Annotated in this window: 15 protein-coding genes; 6 read left to right on the top strand and 9 right to left on the bottom strand. The window is 73.8% G+C overall.

Annotation, left to right across the window (positions count from 1 at the left end):
- Positions 1 to 135 precede the first annotated feature (135 nt).
- Positions 136 to 939, bottom strand: coding sequence for a methyltransferase domain-containing protein (locus tag ACWDRR_RS38390; protein ID WP_449776921.1), 804 nt, complete (start codon positions 937 to 939; stop codon positions 136 to 138).
- A gap of 148 nt (positions 940 to 1,087) precedes the next feature.
- On the bottom strand, positions 1,088 to 1,432 hold the full coding sequence (locus ACWDRR_RS38395) for an ArsR/SmtB family transcription factor (RefSeq protein ID WP_449776922.1): 345 nt from the start codon (positions 1,430 to 1,432) through the stop codon (positions 1,088 to 1,090).
- 88 nt (positions 1,433 to 1,520) lie between these two features.
- Here ACWDRR_RS38395 and ACWDRR_RS38400 point away from each other — a divergent pair, with 88 nt between their 5' ends.
- Both ACWDRR_RS38400 and ACWDRR_RS38405 read left to right on the top strand, forming a co-directional pair.
- A complete protein-coding gene (locus ACWDRR_RS38400) occupies positions 1,521 to 2,507 on the top strand; it encodes a quinone oxidoreductase family protein (protein WP_449776923.1) in 987 nt (328 codons plus the stop codon).
- Between the two features lie 119 nt (positions 2,508 to 2,626).
- Positions 2,627 to 3,154: an NUDIX hydrolase family protein gene (locus ACWDRR_RS38405; protein ID WP_449776948.1), complete on the top strand. Its 528-nt coding sequence runs from the start codon at positions 2,627 to 2,629 to the stop codon at positions 3,152 to 3,154.
- 184 nt (positions 3,155 to 3,338) lie between these two features.
- On the opposite strand, the gene ACWDRR_RS38410 is transcribed toward ACWDRR_RS38405, so the two are convergent.
- Positions 3,339 to 3,941 (bottom strand): DUF4328 domain-containing protein, encoded by a 603-nt coding sequence (locus ACWDRR_RS38410; protein ID WP_449776924.1) that lies wholly within the window; start codon positions 3,939 to 3,941, stop codon positions 3,339 to 3,341.
- Between the two features lie 504 nt (positions 3,942 to 4,445).
- On the opposite strand from ACWDRR_RS38410, the gene ACWDRR_RS38415 reads away from it, so the two are divergent.
- Entirely contained in the window at positions 4,446 to 6,242 is a 1,797-nt protein-coding gene (locus tag ACWDRR_RS38415; protein WP_449776925.1) for an oleate hydratase, read from the top strand.
- Positions 6,243 to 6,374: 132 nt separating this feature from the next.
- Here the strand turns inward: ACWDRR_RS38415 and ACWDRR_RS38420 are convergent, their stop codons facing one another.
- Positions 6,375 to 7,277 carry an MBL fold metallo-hydrolase gene (locus ACWDRR_RS38420; protein WP_449776926.1) on the bottom strand — a complete coding sequence of 301 codons (903 nt, stop codon included), beginning with the start codon at positions 7,275 to 7,277 and terminating at the stop codon, positions 6,375 to 6,377.
- 37 nt (positions 7,278 to 7,314) lie between these two features.
- A complete protein-coding gene (locus ACWDRR_RS38425) occupies positions 7,315 to 8,565 on the bottom strand; it encodes an MFS transporter (protein WP_449776927.1) in 1,251 nt (416 codons plus the stop codon).
- A gap of 157 nt (positions 8,566 to 8,722) precedes the next feature.
- Here ACWDRR_RS38425 and ACWDRR_RS38430 point away from each other — a divergent pair, with 157 nt between their 5' ends.
- Positions 8,723 to 9,298 carry a TetR/AcrR family transcriptional regulator gene (locus tag ACWDRR_RS38430; RefSeq protein WP_449776928.1) on the top strand — a complete coding sequence of 192 codons (576 nt, stop codon included), beginning with the start codon at positions 8,723 to 8,725 and terminating at the stop codon, positions 9,296 to 9,298.
- Between the two features lie 122 nt (positions 9,299 to 9,420).
- Here the strand turns inward: ACWDRR_RS38430 and ACWDRR_RS38435 are convergent, their stop codons facing one another.
- Positions 9,421 to 10,179 (bottom strand): DeoR/GlpR family DNA-binding transcription regulator, encoded by a 759-nt coding sequence (locus ACWDRR_RS38435; RefSeq protein WP_449776929.1) that lies wholly within the window; start codon positions 10,177 to 10,179, stop codon positions 9,421 to 9,423.
- 49 nt (positions 10,180 to 10,228) lie between these two features.
- Here ACWDRR_RS38435 and ACWDRR_RS38440 point away from each other — a divergent pair, with 49 nt between their 5' ends.
- Together ACWDRR_RS38440 and ACWDRR_RS38445 are read left to right on the top strand one after the other, a co-directional pair.
- Positions 10,229 to 10,612, top strand: coding sequence for a DUF4406 domain-containing protein (locus tag ACWDRR_RS38440; RefSeq protein WP_449776930.1), 384 nt, complete (start codon positions 10,229 to 10,231; stop codon positions 10,610 to 10,612).
- Complete coding sequence (locus tag ACWDRR_RS38445; RefSeq protein ID WP_449776931.1) at positions 10,609 to 11,286, top strand: NUDIX domain-containing protein; 678 nt, start codon at positions 10,609 to 10,611, stop codon at positions 11,284 to 11,286. Before ACWDRR_RS38440 ends, ACWDRR_RS38445 begins: the two co-directional genes overlap by 4 nt.
- 137 nt (positions 11,287 to 11,423) lie before the next feature.
- Here the strand turns inward: ACWDRR_RS38445 and ACWDRR_RS38450 are convergent, their stop codons facing one another.
- The 3 genes from ACWDRR_RS38450 to ACWDRR_RS38460 all read right to left on the bottom strand — a co-directional run bounded on the left by ACWDRR_RS38450 (position 11,424) and on the right by ACWDRR_RS38460 (position 19,536).
- Positions 11,424 to 13,907, bottom strand: a complete 2,484-nt coding sequence (locus ACWDRR_RS38450) for a SpoIIE family protein phosphatase (RefSeq protein ID WP_449776932.1) — start codon at positions 13,905 to 13,907, stop codon at positions 11,424 to 11,426.
- Positions 13,908 to 13,956: 49 nt separating this feature from the next.
- Entirely contained in the window at positions 13,957 to 18,252 is a 4,296-nt protein-coding gene (locus tag ACWDRR_RS38455; RefSeq protein WP_449776933.1) for a HAMP domain-containing protein, read from the bottom strand.
- A 348-nt stretch (positions 18,253 to 18,600) separates the two neighbouring features.
- Positions 18,601 to 19,536 (bottom strand): SigB/SigF/SigG family RNA polymerase sigma factor, encoded by a 936-nt coding sequence (locus ACWDRR_RS38460; RefSeq protein WP_449776934.1) that lies wholly within the window; start codon positions 19,534 to 19,536, stop codon positions 18,601 to 18,603.
- Between the last annotated feature and the right edge of the window lie 111 nt (positions 19,537 to 19,647).

A 19,647-nucleotide genomic window follows, 5' to 3' on the forward strand; every position in this document is an offset into this window, starting at 1 on the left:
GAGGTCGGATCCACCGACCCTCCCGCGCCCCGGCGGCCGTTGGCCGTCAGGGCGTGGCGAGCATCCGGACGCCCGGGGCCACGAGTGACCCCGGGACGGCCGTCGGCCAGGGGCGCCTCCCCGGGCGGCCGACGGCTACGGGCGGCGTCCCCAGGCGGAGACCATCGGCGCGGTGGCCAGGTCGAGCCGCCCGGCCGCGACGTTCGCCAGGTGCCGGTCGATCTCCTCCTCGGTGGCCAGGCCCTCCCGGACCAGATGGTGGCGGATCTGCCGCACCGTCGCGTCCTCCAGCACGGCGCACGCCGGTGAGGTGATCGGGAAGTACGCATCGGCCTGAACATCCTCCAGGCCGGCCTCGCGCAGCACCCTCGGCAGGGTGCGCCCGTACGCGAGGTCCGCGCCGCGCGCCGCCATCAGGGTGCGGAAGCCGGCCCGCAAGCGGTTGGCGAGCCGCTGCTCCGGCCCCGACTCGTCCGGGCACAGCAGCGGTTGCAGTGCGGGATCGGCGTCCTCCAGGAGCAGTCGCCCGCCGGGCCGCAGGGCCCGGACCATGCGGCGCAGGGCCTCGGCGCGGTCGGAGACGTGGACCAGGACGAGCCGGGCGTGCACCAGGTCGAAGCCGCCGGGCGGCGGTGGGTCGGCGGCCACGTCGTGGGTCAGCACCTCGATCGTGCCGCCGGCGATGCCCTCGGTCCACGACACGTCGATGTCGGTCGCGACCACCGCACCCGTCGGGCCGACCCGTCGGGCCAGCCCGAGCGGCACCGAGGGGCCGCCGGCGCCGACCTCCCAGCACCGCATGCCGGCGCCGATGCCGAGCCGGTCGACATGGCGGAACGTCACCGGGTCGAACAGCTCGGCCAGGGCGCCGAACCGGACACCCGCCTGCGCCTGCTTGTTGGCCAGCAGGTAACCGCGGTCGTCGGCGTGCTCGGTCATGCCGCGATTCTGGCAGACGGATGCGCGGGCGGGCCCGAGCGCCGGTCCGGCCCCTGCGGAGCGGCCGTGCGCGGCAGCGGACTCCGGCGCGCGCCGACGCCGACCGGGCCCGGGGGTTCCGGGGCGCCGCCCGGAAGGTGGTGGCGGCTCAGGCCGGGGCTTCCGCGGTGCGGTCGTAGGCGGTGAGGACGGTGTCGAGCAGCCCCGGGAACCGCTCCTCCAGCTCGGCGCCGCGCAGCGCAGTGAGCCGCCGGTTGGCCTCCTCGCGCTGCTGGATCAGACCGGCTTCGCGCAGCACCTTGAAGTGGTGGCTGAGCGTGGACGGCGCGACGTCCACCGGGAAGGTGCCGCAGGCCCGTTCGGGTTCGGCCCGCAGGACGCGCACGATCGTCATCCGGGTGGGGTCGGACAGGGCGTGCAGCACGTCCAACAGGTCGATGTCCTCGGCCGCGGGGTGCGCCGGCGGGGTGCGGCGTCGGCTGCTGCGGGGCACGGGCGGACCTCCGTTGTTCGACAGTCGTCGAAATTGCGTGATACTAATTTCGTCGTTCGTCGAACATCGTAGCTGGAGGGGGTCCGACATGCGCGCACTGGTGATGACCGCACCCGGTGGAGCCGAGAACTCGCGGGTGGTGGAGGTCGAGGCGGTCCACCCCGGCCCGGGTCAGGTGTCGATCGAGGTGGCCTACGCGGGGCTGAACTTCGTCGACGTGATGGCCCGTCGGGGCGATGCCGGGTACGTGAGCGCCTGGCCGTACCGTCCGGGCAAGGAGGTCTCCGGCAGGGTCCGGGCGGTCGGCGAAGGCGTCGTCGGCCTGGCCGAGGGCGATCCGGTGGTGGCCGCGCCGGTCGGCGGCGGCCTGGCCGAGGTGGTGGTCGCCGAGGCCGCGCTGACCGTGCCGCTCCCGGCCGGGGTCGCGCTGCGCGAGGCCGCGGCCGTCCCGCTCGGCCTGGCGACGGCTCTGCTGCTGCTGACCGACGCGGGCCGCTTCACCGCCGGGGACACCGTCCTGGTGCACTCGGCCGGCGGCGGCATCGGCGCCGCGGTCGCCCAGTTGGTGCCACTGCTCGGCGGCGGCCGGCTGATCGGCACGGTCGGCCGCCCGGAGAAGGCGGCCGCGGCCGTGGCCTCCGGCTACCACGCCGCGTTCGCCCGCGACGAGCGGCTGAGCGAGGCCGTCCGGGCCGCCACCGGCGGGCACGGCGTCGACCTGGTCCTCGACCCCCTGGGCACCGAGGCCCTGGAGACGGACCTCGAACTGGCCGCACCGGGCGGGCGGATCGTCCTGTTCGGCAACGCGGGCGGCGGCGCCGTCGACGCGCTGCCGCCGCTGGGCCGGCTGCTCGCCGGCAATCTCACCGTCACCGGATTCAGCCACCGCTCCCTGGCCGCCGCCGCCCCGGCCAGGCTGGCCCGGGGGATCGGCCGGGCACTCGACCTGCTCGCGGACGGCCGGCTCACCCTGCCGGTCGGCGAACTGCCGGGCCTCGCCGACGTTCCCGCCGCCCACGACGCCATGGCGGCCGGCCGGGCCACCGGGAAGTACGTGGTGCGGGTGGCCGGCTGAGCGGCGTCCACCCGGCCGGCTCGGGGCCCGCCCGCCCCGGCGACCGATTCCGGACGGGCCACCGAGCGGGGCAGCAGCCGGGGGAGGGCGGGGGAACGTACGATCAGCGAATGTCTGACATGACGGATACCAAGCCAGGCTGGCTCGCCCCCGAGGAACTCGAGACCACGCGGGCCCGGATACCGATCCTCTACGTCGAAGCCGTACCGGTGCGCGTCGACGACGCCGGCGAGGTCACCCAGATCGGTCTGCTGCTGCGCATCGGGCCGGACGGGACGGTCAGCCGCACACTGGTCTCGGGCCGGGTGCTGTACCACGAGCGGATCCGCGACGCGCTGCTGCGGCACCTGGAGAAGGACCTCGGCCCGGTGGCACTGCCCCGGATCCCGGCCTCGCTCCAGCCGTTCACCGTCGCCGAGTACTTCCCGACCCTGGGCACCACCGAGTTCCACGACCCCCGGCAGCACGCGGTGTCCCTCGCCTACATCATCCCGGTGGCCGGTGACTGCCGGCCGCGGCAGGACGCACTCGACCTCGTCTGGTTCAGCCCGGAGGAGGCCGCGTCGCCGCTGGTGCAGCAGGACATGCCCGGCGGGCAGGGGGCGCTGCTCAAGCGGGCCCTCGCGCACGTCGGCCGCCTGACCTGAACCCCGGCCGCACGCCGTCGGCGTGACCGCCGCCGCGCCCTCCTCCGCGCCCCGCGTCCCCGGGCCGGAGGAGCGCTCGGCGGTCGGTCACCCGCTTCCCCGGCACCGCCGCGGGGGACCCCCGGCCGTCCTCGCCGCGAGCGAACCACCGGAGCCCGGGTCCGCCCGGAGCCCGCCCGCGTGCCTACAGCGCCGGCGAGTTCGTGGGTTCGGCGCGTTCGACGACCGGCGTGCCGAGCTTCGAGAGCGGGGGAAGGCCGAGGGCCTCGACCTGGCGGGTGGTGACCTGGCCGATGATGCGGATGAAGGCCACCGCCCTGAGCGGCAGCACCGCGCACGCGGCGAGAACGGCGGCCCGGGGCGGGTCACCGAGCACCGCGGTCGTGCCGCAGAGGAACATGACGACGCCCGCTCCCCACCACAGGTTCACGAGCCGCTCTCCCGCCAGCCCGCTCGCGCGCCGGATGTCCAGCAGGATCCGGCGGGGCAGCCAGAGGTTCGCCACGGGGACGAACCAGATGCCGGCGGCCCAACCACGGCCCAGGCGCTGGTGTCCGGGCGCGATCAGCTCGGCGTTCGTCCAGCAGCGCCGGAACCAGACGCTGCGCACGATCCAGTACGCCACCAGCGAGCCCAGCGTGACCAGGACGATGAGGCCGAGCACGGTCCGCGAGGGGGTGTAGAGGAAGGCGGTGTTGGTCAGGACGAGACCGGCGGTCATCAGAGCGGTGAGCGCCCTGAGGTTGGTGGCCGGCTCCCGGGGGTCGGCCGGCTGGACGGACGTCACTGGTGGTGTTCCTCTCCGTGTCATGATCGCTGGGAGGCTACGAGACGATCGGTCCGGCTGTCCAGATCCAGCCCGTCGGGCCGCGCGGGCGGCCGACGGGATCAGCGCCCCGGCCACGGTCCGAGGTGCTACCGGCCTCCCACCGCCCGCACGTTGACGGGACCGCAGGGCGGCGGCGGGCCGACGTCCCGGCCGTGCTCCCTCGATGCCGTCGCGGCTGCGCCGGTGGGGATCGCGAACGCGGCGGAGCGGGGGAGCCGGCCCCGTGCCCGGCCGGCCGCGGCCTCACCCGGACGGCCCACCGGGAGTGCGGCCGCCCCCGCCGTGACGGTGAATGGCCGGGTGCATGCCTGCGCGCGGTGCCCACCGGAGCGGAGGGCACGCGAGCATCAGCGACCCCGCTGACCGGGGGCGGCACCGACGGCCCGGCCGGCTGCTCCTTCGTCGGCCGCGCGGTCGGGCCCGGATCGTCGGCCGGCCGAGCACACCACCGAGGAGTCGAGCGTGTACTACAGCAGCGGCAACTACGAGGCCTTCGCCCGCCCGCGGCGGCCGGAGCGGGCCGAGCGGGTGAGCGCCTGGTTCGTCGGGGCGGGGCTGGCCTCGCTGGCCGGGGCGGCGTTCCTGGTGCGGGACGCACAGGTGCCCGGGGAGCGGATCACGATCCTGGAGCGGCTCGGGCTGCCCGGCGGTGCGCTGGACGGGATCAAGGAGCCGAAGAAGGGCTTCGTGATCCGGGGCGGCCGGGAGCTGGAGGACCACATGGAGTGCCTGTGGGACCTCTTCCGCTCGGTGCCCTCGCTGGAGGTCGACGGGGCGTCGGTGCTGGACGAGTTCTACTGGCTCAACAAGGACGACCCGAACCGCTCCCTGCAGCGCGTCACCGAACGCCAGGGCCGGGACGCGGGCACGGACGGGCTGTTCGCGTTGAACGACCGTGCGCAGAAGGACCTCGTCAAGGTCTTCCTCGCCACGCGCGAGGAGTTGGAGGGCAAGCGCATCGACGAGGTGTTCGGCCGGGACTTCCTGGACAGCAACTTCTGGCTGTACTGGCGCACCATGTTCGCGTTCGAGGAGTGGCACGGCGCGCTGGAGATGAAGCTGTACCTGCACCGCTTCGTCCACCACGTGGGCGGCCTGCCGGACCTGTCGGCGCTGAAGTTCACCAAGTACAACCAGTACGAGTCGATGGTGCTGCCGCTGACGCGCTGGCTGATGGACCAGGGGGTGACCTTCCGCTTCGGCGTGGAGGTCACCGACATCGACTTCGACATCGCACCGGGCCGCAAGCAGGCGACCCGCCTCCACTGGCGCGAGGGCGGCGGGCAGGGCGGCGGGGGCACCGGGCAGGGCGGCGTGGACCTGGGCGAGGACGACCTGGTGTTCACCACCATCGGCTCGCTCACCGAGAACTCCGACAACGGTGACCACCACACCCCGGCCCGCCTGGACGAGGGCCCCGCGCCGGCCTGGGACCTGTGGCGCCGCATCGCCGCCAAGGACCCGTCCTTCGGGCACCCCGAGGTGTTCTGCGGCGACATCCCCCGGAGCAAGTGGGAGTCCGCCACCGTCACCACCCTGGACGAGCGGATCCCCCGCCACATCCAGAAGATCGCCAAGCGCGACCCGTTCAGCGGCCGGGTCGTCACCGGCGGCATCGTCACCGCCCGCGACTCCGGCTGGCTGCTGAGCTGGACGGTCAACCGCCAGCCGCACTTCAAGCAGCAGCCCCCGGATCAGATCGTGGTGTGGCTGTACTCGCTGTTCGTGGACCGGCCGGGCGACTTCGTCAAGAAGCCGATGCAGGAGTGCACCGGCGAGGAGATCACCCGGGAGTGGCTCTACCACCTCGGGGTGCCGGTCGCGGAGATCCCCGAACTCGCCGCCGGCGCCGCCCGCTGCGTGCCGGTGATGATGCCCTACATCACCTCCTTCTTCCTGCCCCGGCGGGCCGGCGACCGCCCGGCGGTGGTGCCTGACGGCGCGGTGAACTTCGCGTTCATCGGGCAGTTCGCGGAGACGGGCCGGGACTGCATCTTCACCACCGAGTACTCGGTCCGCACCGGCATGGAGGCCGCCTACCGGCTGACCGGCGTCGAGCGGGGCGTGCCGGAGGTCTTCAACTCCACCTACGACATCCGCACGCTGCTGGCCGCCGCGAGCTTCCTCCGGGACGGGGCCGAACTCGACCTCCCCGGCCCCGCGTTCGTCCGCAAGCGCGTCCTGCGCCGCCTGGAGGCCACCGAGGTCGGCGAGCTGCTCCGGGAGTTCGATCTCGTCAAGGAGCAGGATCAGCCCTGAGGACCAGCCCTGACCGGCGAAGTCCCGGCCCTTCCGCGCCTGTTCGGCAGGGCCGGGTACCGGACTCGCGGCCGTGACCCGCACCGATCGACGGCCCGCCCGTTCCCGCCCCGGGGAGCCGGCGACGCCCGGTCAGCCCGCCGCCGGGACGGGCAGCAGCCGGTAGGCGTCACCGTGCGCGATCACGCGGCCGGCGGTGGGCGGCGCGAAGTGGGTGCCGAGGACGAGGGCGTCCGTGCCGGCGAGCGAGGAGAGCAGCGCGCGGCGCGAGGCCTCGGACTGCCGCGGGTCGATGTCGACGCAGGCGCCGACGGCGGGGTGGGCGAGCTGGACCGGGTGGTGGATGCAGTCGCCGGTGATCAGCGCCGTCTCGCCCCGGCTGTTCAGCTCGACGGCGACGTGGCCGGGGGTGTGTCCGGGCGTGGGCAGCAGGCGCAGGCCCGGCACGATCTCGACGCCCCCGGCCGGGACGTCGACGAGGTCCAGCAGGCCCGCCCGCTCGACCGGGGTCACGGAGTCGCGGAACATCTGCCGCCGTGCCTCGTCCATGTCGTAGGTGGCCCAGAACTCCCGCTCGGCGCGGGAGGTGAGGTAGCGGGCGTGGGGGAACGTCGGGACCCACTCGCCGTCCACCTCCCGGGTGTTCCAGCCGACGTGGTCGGCGTGCAGGTGGGTGAGGACGACCAGGTCGACGGAGTCCGGGGCGAATCCGCCGGCGGTGAGGCGCTCCAGGTAGTCGGTCCGCAGGTCGTGCCAGGCCGGGTTGGCCCGCTGCTTGCCGTTGCCGATGCCGGTGTCGACGAGGACGCGCAGCCCGCCCACGGTGAACGCGAAGCTGTGGCTGTCGAGGTGCAGGACGCCTTCGTGGTCGGCGAAGTGGGGGTGCAGCCAGCTCTGCGCGGTCACCAGCCCGGGGGTGGCGTCGGGCAGCAGCCACGGTCCGGTCGCGGGCGGCAGGAGGACCTCGTCGACGCGGTGGACGGTGATGTCGCCCACGGTCCAGGAGGGGAGCGGGGTGGCGGCGGGAGTCTGCATGGTCGGTCGTTTCCTTTGTACGTGTCGGCTGCGCGGGTCAGCGGAGGTGGTCGGCGGCGGGGCGGGCTGCCGCGCGCCGTGACGCGGCGAGTGCCGCCAGGGCCGCGACGGCGAGGAGGGCGGCGAGGAGGGCGTAGGCGTGGGTGGCGGTGCCGAGCCCGACGCGCCGGGTGGCGGCCCCGGCGGCGATCGCGGGCAGGCTCATGGAGAGGTAGCTGAGGACGTAGTAGGTGGCCAGGGCGCCGGCGCGGTCCTGCTCGTCGAGCGAGGCGAGGACCAGGCGCATCGCCCCCTGGGAGACGGCGCCGAAGGCGATCCCGGCCAGGGCGGCGCCGCCGTAGACGGCGGGGAGGCCGGTGCCGTGCAGTCCGCTCAGGGTCAGGGCCGCGGCGGGCAGGACGGTCAGGCAGCCGCCGATCGCCGTGGCGAGCGGCGCCGTGCGCCGCAGTGCCCCGACGGTGAGGGCCGCGGCGGCGCTGAGGGTGAAGAAGACCATGCCGCGGGCCGCCTGCGGGGCGTCGGGTGCCACCAGGCGCACCAGGGCCGGCCCGAGGGAGGAGTAGAAGCCGCCCAGGGCCCAGACGGCGACGACCCCGGTGCCGGCGGTCGACAGTGCGCGGCGGACGGTGGGCGGGAGGGCGAGCCGCGGGCGCAGCGACTTCAGCGCGCCGGGCCGGCGGTGGGCCGTCTCCGCGGTGAAGGTGACCGCGATCGCCTGGGCGACGAACAGCGCCGCCAGCAGGAGGTAGACGGTGACGGTGGGGGCGGGCGCGAAGCGGACGAGGAGGGTGGCGGCGAGGACGCCCGCGGCCATCCCGGCGACCGGGGTGATGCTGTTGGCGAGCGCGGCCCGGCCCGGGCGCCGGGTGTCCTCCAGGTCGAGAAGGGCCGCGCCCGCGGCGCCGGTGGCCGCGCCGGTGGCCACGCCCTGAAGGACCCGGGCGGCCGTCAGGGAGCCCGCGCCGTCCGCCGAGGCGAGGAGCACCATGGAGCCGGCCTCCGCGAGCAGCGCGCCCAGCAGGACGGGGCGCCGCCCCAGGTGGTCGGAGAGCGCCCCGGTGGTGAGCAGGGCCAGCAGCAGCGCCAGGGCGTAGGCGCTGAAGACCACCGTGACGGCGAGCGCGGAGAGGTGCCACTGGTCCTGGTAGAGCGGGTACAGCGGGGTCGGGGCACTGGACGCCGCCAGGAGGGCCACCAGGATCGAGGCGTTGAGGACGAAGGACGTCGCGCGGGCACGGGCGATCCGGAGGGGACGGTGCGCGGGTGCGTCGGCGAGGACGCTGGGCATGGGACTCCTTCCCGGTAAACGCAATGTGTTTGCTTTAGCTGACCGTAGGGCCTGCGGTCAGCTAAAGCAAACTCTTAGCGTTTGGGGATCGGGGCGTGCTTCCCGGCTTCGAGGCGAGTCCCCCCTAAACGCAAGTGCTGTGCTTTAAGGTGGTGTCATGAGCGGCAGACAGATGGTGCGCCCCGGCGGGCGCAGCGCCCGGGTGCAGGCGTCGGTGCACACCGCCGTGCGGGAACTCCTGGCGGAGGTGGGCCGTGATGCGCTGACGGTGCCGCTGGTCGCGCAGCGTGCGGGAGTCACCCCGTCGACGGTCTACCGCCGCTGGGGCGACCTGCAGGAGCTGCTGTCGGACGTCGCGGTGGAGCGGCTGCGGCCCGACGCCGAGCCGGGGGACCACGGTGACCTGCGGTCCGACCTGACGGCCTGGACCGAACAGTTCCTCGACGAGATGGCGTCCCCCTCCGGCCGCGCCTACATCCGCGACGCCCTGCTCGGCGACCCGGACGGCAGCAACGCCGGCCGGTGCTCGGCCTACGCGGCCGAACAGCTCGACGTGGTGCTGGCCCGGGCGGGCGCCCGCGGCGAGAGTGCTCCCGGGGTCGAGGCGGCCATGGACCGTGTCGTCGCCCCCCTGATGTACCGCATCCTCTTCCGCCCGGCCGGCCTCGACGCCGCGTACGCGCGCCGGCTCGTCGCCGAACTCCTCGGCCCCGGCGGGGAAACCGGCCGCTGACCGGGTGCTGACCGGGTGCCGACCGGCCGCGAGCCCGGCGTTCTCGACCGGCCCGTTCTCGCCCGGCCCGTTCTCGCCCCGCCCGTTCTCGTTCCCCGGCGCGGGGCGGCCGCCCGGCGGCGTCAGCCGGTGGTGAGGACCTCCACGCCGCGCGCCGTGAGCTGCTCGACGACCGCGTCGTGGGGGTCGGCGTCGGTGATCAGGCCGCTGACCTCCTCCCAGGGCAGGACGCGGAACCGCGAAGCCGTGCCGATCTTCTCGGAGGAGGCGAGGATGTAGGTGTCCGCGGCCCGCGCGGCCAGGGCGCGTTTCATCGCGGCCTCCTCGGCGTCCCCGGTGGTCAGGCCCGCCTCGGGATGCACGCCCGTGACGCCGAGCAGACAGAGGTCGGCGGAGACGTTCTGCGCGGCCTCGACCGCGGCGGCCCCGCAGGCGACGGCCGAGTGCTTGAAGACGCGGCCGCCGAGCAGGAAGATCTCCGCCGCCGGGTGGTCGAGCAGGGCCGCGGCGATCGTCGGGCTGTGGGTGATCACGGTGCAGGCGAGGTCCGGCGGGAGCGCCTGGGCGACGGCGAGGGTGGTGGTGCCGCCGTCGAGGATCACCGCACCGCCCTGGCGCACCAGCCCGGCGGCCACCGCGGCGACCTTGCGCTTGCCGGAGGGGGCCACGGCCTGCCGGGCCGCGTAGTCCGCCACGGCCGGCGAAACCGGCAGCGCCCCGCCGTAGACCCGCTGGCAGAGCCCCTCGGCCGCGAGATCGCGCAGGTCGCGCCGCACGCTGTCCTCGGAGATCCCCAGTTCGGCGGCGACGTCCTTGGCGACGACCTTGCCCTCCCGGGCGAGCAGACCCAGCAGGTGGTCACGCCGTTCAGCAGCCAGCATCCGTATTCTCTCCTGTTCTTGCCTGTTTCTGCATGTATCGTAGCGCCCCATGACAGACAAGCCCATGCTCGTCCTGATCGCCGGGCCCTACCGCTCCGGCACCGACGGCGACCCCCAGGCCATGGCCGCCAACCTCGCGCGGCTCGAAGCCGCCGCGTGGCCCGTGTTCGCCGCCGGCCACCTCCCCGTGATCGGGGAGTGGGTCGCCCTGCCCGTCCTGCGCTCGGCCGGCGCGGGCCCCACCGACCCCCTCGCCGACCAGGTGCTTTACCCGACCGCCGAGCGACTGCTCGCGCACTGCGACGCCGTGCTGCGCCTGCCCGGCGCCTCCGTCGGGGCCGACCAGGACGTCGCCACCGCGCGCCGTCGCGGCCTGCCCGTCTACCACGACGTCGCACAGATCCCGCCCCGGGCCCCCGAGGTGGCCGCATGACGCCCCGCCCGGGCGTCGACAGCCCCGACCACCGCGGCCGCACCGGCCTCGACACCGCCGGACGCGGCCTGGACCGCAACCCCGACGTCGTGATCCGCGAGGTCGAACTCACCTCCCAGGGCTGGCACGTGCTGCGCCGCACCACCTTCGACCAGCGCCGCCGCGACGGGCGCTGGGTCACCCAGCAGCGCGAGACCTACGACCGCGGCAACGGCGCGGTCGTCCTGCCGTACGACGTCGAACGCCGCTGCGTCCTGCTCACCCGCCAGTTCCGCTACCCGGCCTACGTGAACGACCACCCCGACGGCATGCTCGTCGAAGCGGCGGCGGGGCTGTTGGACGCGGACGACGCGCCGACCGCCGTCCGGCGCGAGAGCGCCGAGGAGCTCGGCGTCGCACTCGGCCCGCTCGTCCACGTCCTCGACGCCTACATGAGCCCCGGCTCCGTGACCGAGCGCCTGCACTTCTTCGCCGCCCCCTACACCGCGGCGGACCGGACCGGGGCGGGCGGCGGCCTGGAGGAGGACGGCGAGGACATCGAGGTCCTCGAACTCCCCTTCGCCGAGGCCCTCGCCATGACCCGCGACGGACGGATAGCCGACGGGAAGACCATCATGCTCCTGCAATGGGCGGCCCTGGACGGGCCCTTCGCCCCCGTACCGGCCGGCCCCTGACAACGAACGGGCCCTGACAACGAACGGCACCTGACAACGAACGGCACCTGACGGCCCGGACGGCCGGCGGCAGCAGGCGGGGGAGGCCGGAGCGGGGGAGGCCCGGGCGGCGGCCCTCCCCACCCGTGGGCCGCCGGTCAGCGGACGGTGACCCCGATCAGGCAGGTGTCGTCGTCGGTGTCGGAACTGCTGTACCGCAGGAGGTGGTCGAGCCGGCGGTCGAGCTCCGTCAGGCCGTCCGCGTCCCCGGCGGTGGTCAGCAGGTCCTGGAGCGACTGCTCCAGCGAGCGGTCCCGGCGTTCGATCAGGCCGTCGGTGTACATCATCAGGGTGTCCCCGGGCTTCAGCCGGATCTCGCCCTCCTCGTAGTCGGCCTGGTCGATCGCGCCCAGCAGGATCCCTGCGACGGTGGGCAGTTCGGTCGCCAGGCCGTCGCGGACCAGGATGGGAGGGAGGTGGCCGGCCCTGGCCCAGCGCAGGGCCCGCGTCCGCGGGTCGTACAGCGCGCAGATGGTCGTCGCGGTGACGTTGTCGGTCAGATGGTGGGTCACGGTGTTGAGCCAGCCCAGGAGCTGGCCCGGGCCGGCCCCGGTGGCGGCCAGGCCGCGCAGGGCGTTGCGCAGCGCGACCATGCCGGTGGCGGCCTCGATGCCGTGCCCGGCGACGTCGCCCACGCACAGGAGCACCTGGCCGGTGGGCAGCGCGAGGGCGTCGTACCAGTCGCCGCCGACCAGGTGGTCCTTCTCGGCGGGCCGGTAGCGCACCGCCACGTTCAGGTCGTGCAGGTCCAGCGGGCCCCGGCTGGGCGGCATGATGGCGTGCTGCAGTTGCAGGGCGAGCCGGTTGCGTTCGGCGGCCTGCTGTTCGGTGTGGGCGAGCTGGTCGCGGGTGGCGGCGAGCGCCACCTCGGTCCAGTGCTGGGCCGAGACGTCCTGGTAGGCGCCGCGGACGGCGATGATGCGGGCATCGGCGTCGAGGACGGGTTCGGCGACGACCCGGATGTGCCGGGCGATGCCGTCGGCGCGCTGGAGGCGGAAGGCCGTGGAGGCGGGCCGCTGGTGGTGCAGCAGGGTCCGCAGGAACCGGCCGATGGTGTGCCCGTCGTCGGGGTGCGCGTGGGCGGGCAGGTGCTCCAGCGGGATGGGATCGGCGTGGGACGGGAGGCCGTGGAGGTCGAACAGGGTCTCGTTCCAGACGATCTCGCCGGTGTGCAGGTTCTCCTCGAACCCGCCGATCCGCCCGAGGCGCTGAGCGTGCTGGAGCAGGCTGGCGACCCGCGCGGTACCGTCCTCGGTGCGCCAGATGACGACCGCGCTGGTCCCGTGGCGGCTGATGCTCACCCGGGCCCGGGTGGTCAGCGGGACGCCGTCGACCAGCGCGGACAGGCTCATCCCCGGCGAGCGGAACGATTCGCCGGTCGCCAGGACGTGTTCGATCTTCTCGAAGAGGCCGCCCGGCTCGGCGGCCAGCGGATAGGCCTCCAGCAGCCGGGCGCCGACGACGGCGCTGCGTGGCCGGCCGGCGAAGTCCTCGAAGTGCGGGTTCCCGTGCGTGATCAGGTAGTCGGCCGCCCGGCCGGCCGCGTCGACGTCCGGTCGCATGACCAGGCAGGGATCGTGCAGGCCGTGGACCAGCTCCAGCAGGTCGGCGGTCTGCGGGTCGACGCCGTCCTCGCCGCCGCAGGCGGCCGGCCGGGACTCCAGCGCGGTGGCGCACAGCTCCGCCAGCGCCTCGAACTGCCGTTGCAGCGACTGGGACTGCGGCGGGAGGCCGCCGCTCCAGCAGACCTCCAGGACGCCGGTGATCCGGCCGCCCGCTCCGGCCGGCACCGCCAGCCGTCCGCCGCCGAACTCCCGCTGCCCGATGGAGGGGAGCCCCGCGGCGGCCAGCGACTCGTAGGCCGCGGGGCCGCGCTCGGTCAGCGCGCGGCGCGCCGGGACGGGCACACCGGGCGGGACGTGGCGCCAGCGGATCGCCTCCTCGTCGGCGAATCCGGCACTGCCCGCCAGGGTCAGCGACTGGTCGGAGTTGGCCGCCCAGATCGCCACCGCCTGCGCCCCGAGCGGCCGCAGCGCGTGTTCGAGGACGGACTGGGCGACGGCCTGGACGTCGTCGGCGCCCAGCATGCCGGTCTCGGCGCTGCGCAGCCGGACGGCCACGGACGGCTCGCCGGTGGAGGCCAGGAAGTCCCGGGCGACATCGGCGATCCGGTCGTGCGAGGCCTGGTTGACCAGGTCGGCCGCCAGCTCCAGGACGGACACGTTCGACTGGCTCGCCAGGTCCTCGAGCTGTCGCAGGGCGTCGGCGGGGCCGTAGCCCAGCCGCTCGACCAGGATGCCCTTGGCGAGTTCGACCAGCGCCCGGCCGTCGGCCTCGGCCCGCGCCACGGTGAGTTCACGGCGGAGGCGCTCGACGGTGGCGGTCAGCCGGCCGACGACGCCGGAGTCGGCGGGCCGGTCGGGGGGCTGGTCGGGCGACTGGTCGGGGGGCCGGTCGCCCGGCGTCCGCTGGGCGACGACCGGCCGTGCGGTCGGTACGGGCGCCCGGTCCGGGGTCTCGCCGCCCTCCGCCGCGGGGTGGGGTCGGTCGTCGGCGCCCCGAGGCGGTCGGCGGTCGCGCATCGGTCTCTCCTCGGGGTTGCACGGTGTCAGGTGGGCCGGCCGGATCGCCCTACGGGCGCAGCCACTGCTCGATGCGGGCGATGAGGTCGCGCGCGTCGACCGGCTTGGTGACGTAGTCGCTGGCGCCGGAGGCGAGGCTCTTCTCCCGGTCGCCGATCATCGCCTTGGCGGTGACGGCGATGATCGGCAGATCGGCGTACGCGGGCATCGCGCGGATGGCCGAGGTGGCCGCGTAGCCGTCCATCTCCGGCATCATGACGTCCATCAGGATCAGGTCGACCCCGGCGTTGCGGGTCAGGGTGTCGATCGCGGCGCGTCCGTTCTCGGCCTGCAGGACCAGCATGCCGTGCAGCTCCAGGATCCCGGTGAGGGCGTACAGGTTGCGGTCGTCGTCGTCGACGACGAGCACGGTGCGGCCCGCGAGCGAGCCGTCGACGTCCTGGGGGAGCGGGGCGGCGGTGTCCTCGGCCCGTACCAGCGGCAGCACGTCGCCGGGCTGCTCCGCACTCAGGTGCAGGGCGATGCGCTCACGCAACTCGTCCAGGCTGGACAGCAGTTCCAGTGGTTGTGTGGTGGCGCGCTCCTGCAGCAGCCGCTCCTGCTCGGCGCCGAGGCGCCGGTTGTTGTGCGCCAGGACGGGCACGCTGTGCAGCGCGGCGTCCCGTGCCATCTGTTCGAGGAAGTCCAGCGCCGCGCCGTTCGGCAGGTCCAGCTCCAGGACCACGCAGTGGCACGGCGTCGCGGCGAGCGTCTCCGCCGCCTCCCGGGCGCCGACCGTGGTGATGACCTCGACGGCCCCGCGAGGCCCGCCGAAGTCGGCGTGCCCGGTCAGGTCGGCGACGGCGCTCTCCGCGACGAGGGACAGCAGGCCGCGCCGGCGCTCCTCGATGACCAGCAGGCGCTTGGGCTGGACGACCTCCGGCGCGCCGGGCTGGCCGGCCGGGTCCTCGTGGCCGGTCCGGGCCGCCTCGGCCGGTCCGGGTTCCGCGGCCTCCTGCGGGTCCTGGGTGCTCAGTTCGAGGAACTCCGCCCGGGCCGCGGGCAGGTAGAGGGAGAAGGTGCTGCCCTGGCCCGGGGTGCTCTGTGCCGTGATGGCGCCGCCGAGGAGGAAGGCGATCTCCCGGCTGATCGACAGGCCCAGGCCGGTGCCGCCGTACTTGCGGCTGGTGGTGCCGTCGGCCTGCTGGAACGCGCCGAAGACGCTCTCCAGGTGCTGGGGGTCGATCCCGATGCCGGTGTCCACGACGTGGAAGGCGATGACCGGGCCGTCGTCGCGGCGGGCCACCTCCGGCACCTGCGCGTCGTCCGCGACCTCGATGCGCAGGTCGACGCTGCCCCGCTCGGTGAACTTCACCGCGTTGGACAGGAGGTTCCGCAGCACCTGCCGCAGCCGGTAGTCGTCGGTGAGCAGCTCGGCCGGCACGCCGGCGCCGGTGGTGGCCTGGAAGGTGAGGCTCTTCTGGCTGGTCAGCGGCCGGACGGTGGCCTCGACGTAGTCGAGCAGCTTGCGCAGCGGGATGCGCTCCGGGGTGACGTCCATCTTCCCGGCCTCGACCTTGGACAGGTCGAGGATGTCGTTGATCAGCTGCAGCAGGTCGGAGCCGGCGGAGTGGATGATCCCGGCGTACTCGACCTGCTTGGCCGTCAGGTTGCGGGTGGGGTTCTGGGCGAGGAGCTGGGCCAGGATGAGCAGGCTGTTGAGCGGGGTGCGCAGTTCGTGGCTCATGTTGGCCAGGAACTCCGACTTGTAGGTGGAGGCCAGCGAGAGCTGGTGCGCGCGGTCCTCCAGCTCCTGGCGGGCCTGCTCGATCTCCAGGTTCTTGGTCTCGATGTCCCGGTTCTGGGCGGCCAGCAGGGCGGCCTTGTCCTCCAGTTCGGCGTTGGAGGACTGCAGCTCCTCCTGCCGGGCCTGGAGCTCCGCGGAGCGGACCTGCAGCTCGGAGGTGAGGCGCTGGGACTCGCCGAGCAGCTCGTCGGTGCGGGCGTTGGCGACGATGGTGTTCACGTTGACGCCGATGGTCTCCATCAGCTGTTCGAGGAAGGCCCGGTGCACCGGGGTGAAGTCCTGCACGGCGGCGAGCTCGATGACGCCCAGCACCTGGCCCTCGACGACGATCGGCAGCACGATCAGCGAGGTCGGTTCGGCACGGCCCAGGCCCGAGGAGACGCTCACGTAGCCGGCCGGCAGGCGGTCGACGGCGATCGTGCGCCGGCTGCGGGCCGCCTGGCCGACGAAGGACTCGCCGAGCCTGAAGCGGGGCGCGGGCGAGCCGGCGGGGAAGGCGTAGGAGCCGATCAGGTTGAGGAAGGTGCCCTCGCCGGTGTCCTCGGCGAGGTAGAAGGCGCCGTACTGGGCGGAGACGAGCGGGGTGATCTCGTCCATGATCAGTTCGGCCACGACGGGGAGGTCGCGCCGGCCCTGCATCAGGGCGGAGATCCGGGCCAGGTTGGACTTGAGCCAGTCCTGGTCCTCGTTGGCCCGGGTGGTCTCGCGCAGGGACTCCACCATGAAGTTGATGTTGTCCTTGAGGTCGGCGACCTCGCCGGAGGCGTCCACGGTGATCGAGCGGGTCAGGTCGCCCTCGGCGACCGCGCCGGTGACCTCGGCGATCGCGCGGACCTGGCGGGTGAGGTTGCCGGCCAGCTCGTTGACGTTCTCGGTGAGCCGCTTCCACGTCCCGGAGACGCCCTCGACCTCGGCCTGGCCGCCCAGCCGGCCCTCGCTGCCGACCTCGCGCGCCACCCGGGTGACCTCCGCGGCGAAGGCGCTCAACTGGTCGACCATCGTGTTGATGGTGGTCTTGAGCTCCAGGATCTCGCCGCGGGCGTCCACGTCGATCTTGCGGGTGAGGTCGCCCTTGGCGACGGCGGTGGTCACCTGGGCGATGTTGCGGACCTGGCTGGTGAGGTTGTGCGCCATGAAGTTGACGTTGTCGGTGAGGTCCTTCCAGGTGCCGGCCACGTTCGGGACGCGCGCCTGCCCGCCGAGGGTGCCCTCGGTGCCGACCTCGCGGGCCACCCGGGTCACCTCGTCCGCGAAGGCGGAGAGCGTGTCGACCATCGTGTTGATGACGCCGGCCAGTGCGGCGACCTCGCCCTTGGCCTCCACGTTGATCTTCTGGGAGAGGTCGCCCTTGGCGACGGCGGTGGCCACCTGGGCGATGGAGCGGACCTGGCCGGTGAGGTTGGAGGCCATCACATTGACGTTGTCGGTGAGGTCCTTCCAGGTGCCGGAGGCGCCGCGGACGGTGGCCTGGCCGCCGAGGTTGCCCTCGGTGCCGACCTCGCGGGCCACCCGGGTCACCTCGTCCGCGAACGCGGAGAGCTGGTCGACCATCGTGTTGATGGTCTCCTTGAGCTCCAGGATCTCGCCGCGGGCGTCCACGTCGATCTTGCGGGTGAGGTCGCCCTTGGCGACGGCGGTGGTGACCTGCGCGATGGAGCGGACCTGGGCGGTGAGGTTGTCGGCCATCACATTGACCGACTCGGTGAGGTCGCGCCAGGTGCCCGAGACGTCCCGGACGTCGGCCTGGCCGCCCAGCCGCCCCTCGGTGCCGACCTCGCGGGCCACCCGGGTCACCTCGCCGGCGAACGCGGAGAGCTGGTCGACCATCGTGTTGATGGTCTCCTTGAGCTCCAGGATCTCGCCGCGGGCGTCCACCCGGATCTTCTGCGACAGGTCGCCCTTGGCGACCGCGGTGGCGACCTGGGCGATGGAGCGGACCTGGGCGGTGAGGTTGCCGGCCATGAAGTTGACCGAGTCGGTGAGGTCGCGCCAGGTGCCCGAGACGCCCTTGACGTCGGCCTGGCCGCCCAGCCGCCCCTCGGTGCCGACCTCGCGGGCCACCCGGGTCACCTCGCCGGCGAACGCGGAGAGCTGGTCGACCATCGTGTTGACGGTGTTCTTGAGCTCCAGGATCTCGCCGCGGGCGTCGACCGTGATCTTCTGGGACAGGTCTCCCTGGGCGACGGCGGTGGCGACCTGGGCGATGTCGCGGACCTGCGTGGTGAGGTTGCCGGCCATCGCGTTGACGGAGTCGGTCAGGTCCTTCCACGTCCCCGACATGCCGGGGACCTCGGCCTGCCCGCCGAGCCGGCCGTCGGTGCCGACCTCGCGGGCGACCCTGGTCACCTCGGAGGTGGACAGGGCGAGCTGGTCGACCATGCCGTTGAACACGGTGGCGATCTCGCCCAGCAGGCCGTCGGCGTCGTCGGGCAGCCGGGTGCCGAAGTCGCCGTCGCGTACGGCCGTCAGTCCGGCCAGCAGTTGCCGCAGGTCCGGTTCACCGACCTGCGCGGTGCCGTTCGTCGTGCGCTGTGCTGGGGGCTTCGTCGTGCCGGCCATCGCGACGCCGCTTCCTCGTAGAGCGACGGGCCACCGGCCCGCCACAGTCAACGCCCGCTCCGGCTTCGCACCCGACATCACAAGGGGACGTGCCACAAAGCCGTGCCAGGCATCCGTCCGTATCGTCAGGGACGCTACAGCACCCGCTCCGCCGGGGGCGAACTTCCGGGTGACGGCGAACCGGCCCCGCGCCCGGGCGGGTTCGAGCCGTCGGCGGCACCGGCCGGCCGGTACCGCACCGGTCCCGTCGCGGGCCCGCCCGGGCCCCGGGCGTCCGGCGGCCGTGCCGGACGCGTCCCGGCGGAGGGCGGATTCACGCCGGGACGCCCGCGGTCCCGCCCGGGGCGGTCACGCCTCGGTCAGGAGTTCGGCGCGCAGGCCGGCCAGGATGCGGGTGAGCAGCCGGGACACGTGCATCTGCGAGATGCCCAGCCGGCGGCCGATCTCACCCTGGGTCAGCTCGGCGCCGAAGCGCAGGGAGAGGATGGTGCGGTCGCGCTCCGGCAGGGCGGCGATCACCGGCTTGAGGGTCTCCAGGCAGAGCATGGTCTCGTAGGCGACCTCCTCCTGCGCGACCCGGTCGCCCAGCGCGTCACCGCCGTCCGCCTCGCTCCGTCCGGGCACCGGGGCGTCGAGCGAGCCGGCGCTCTGCGCCTGGGAGGCGATCAGGCCCTCGCGCACCTCGTCCTCGGTCAGGTCGAGCTGCGCGGCCAGCTCGGCGGGGGTGGGCGCGCGGTCCAGCAGCTGCTCCATCGCGTCACTGGTCTTGGCCAGCGTCAGACGCAGTTCCTGCAGCCGGCGGGGAACGTGCACCATCCAGCCGGTGTCGCGGAAGAACCGCTTGATCTCGCCGCGGATGGTCGGCAGCGCGAACGTGGAGAACTCGACCTCGAACGACGGGTCGAACCGGTCGATGGCCTTGATCAGGCCGATCGTGCCGACCTGGACGATGTCCTCGACCGGCTCCTTGCGGTGGGTGAACCGGCTCGCGGCGAACTTCACCAGCGCCATGTTCAGTTCGACCAGGGTGCCGCGCACGTACGAGTACTCGGCGGTGCCCTCCTCGGCCGCGTGCAGACGGGCGAACAGGGCCTTCGACAACTCGCGGGCATCCGCCGGGCACACCTGCGCGGGCTGGTCCGCCGCGATCCCCAGCTGCCCGGCCACCCGGGCGAAGTCGGCCGAGCAGGTCATCTCGTCGCCGCTCACGACCGGACCGGTCGCGGGGGACGAAGCGCCGTTGGTGCGGGCAGTGGTCGAAGGGCGGGACGCGACGGTCGGCATGCTCTCTCCTCTGCAGGTGATCATTCGCTCGGGTACGACGCAACTCACGTGCCCCGCCTCGGCCCGAACAGGCCCTCCTTCGCCAAAAGGACTCATCATCTTGACGTCTTC

The organism is Kitasatospora sp. NPDC003701, assembly GCF_053587085.1.

What these genes read in the sequence shown, in the direction of transcription:
- ACWDRR_RS38430 (WP_449776928.1), top strand. Translation starts at nt 8,723, where the DNA reads ATGAGCGGCAGACAGATGGTGCGCCCCGGCGGGCGCAGCGCCCGGGTG.
- ACWDRR_RS38390 (WP_449776921.1), bottom strand. Translation starts at nt 939, where the DNA reads ATGACCGAGCACGCCGACGACCGCGGTTACCTGCTGGCCAACAAGCAG.
- ACWDRR_RS38450 (WP_449776932.1), bottom strand. Translation starts at nt 13,907, where the DNA reads ATGCGCGACCGCCGACCGCCTCGGGGCGCCGACGACCGACCCCACCCC.
- ACWDRR_RS38440 (WP_449776930.1), top strand. Translation starts at nt 10,229, where the DNA reads ATGACAGACAAGCCCATGCTCGTCCTGATCGCCGGGCCCTACCGCTCC.
- ACWDRR_RS38420 (WP_449776926.1), bottom strand. Translation starts at nt 7,277, where the DNA reads ATGCAGACTCCCGCCGCCACCCCGCTCCCCTCCTGGACCGTGGGCGAC.
- ACWDRR_RS38460 (WP_449776934.1), bottom strand. Translation starts at nt 19,536, where the DNA reads ATGCCGACCGTCGCGTCCCGCCCTTCGACCACTGCCCGCACCAACGGC.
- ACWDRR_RS38400 (WP_449776923.1), top strand. Translation starts at nt 1,521, where the DNA reads ATGCGCGCACTGGTGATGACCGCACCCGGTGGAGCCGAGAACTCGCGG.
- ACWDRR_RS38445 (WP_449776931.1), top strand. Translation starts at nt 10,609, where the DNA reads ATGACGCCCCGCCCGGGCGTCGACAGCCCCGACCACCGCGGCCGCACC.
- ACWDRR_RS38455 (WP_449776933.1), bottom strand. Translation starts at nt 18,252, where the DNA reads ATGGCCGGCACGACGAAGCCCCCAGCACAGCGCACGACGAACGGCACC.
- ACWDRR_RS38425 (WP_449776927.1), bottom strand. Translation starts at nt 8,565, where the DNA reads ATGCCCAGCGTCCTCGCCGACGCACCCGCGCACCGTCCCCTCCGGATC.
- ACWDRR_RS38435 (WP_449776929.1), bottom strand. Translation starts at nt 10,179, where the DNA reads ATGCTGGCTGCTGAACGGCGTGACCACCTGCTGGGTCTGCTCGCCCGG.
- ACWDRR_RS38405 (WP_449776948.1), top strand. Translation starts at nt 2,627, where the DNA reads ATGACGGATACCAAGCCAGGCTGGCTCGCCCCCGAGGAACTCGAGACC.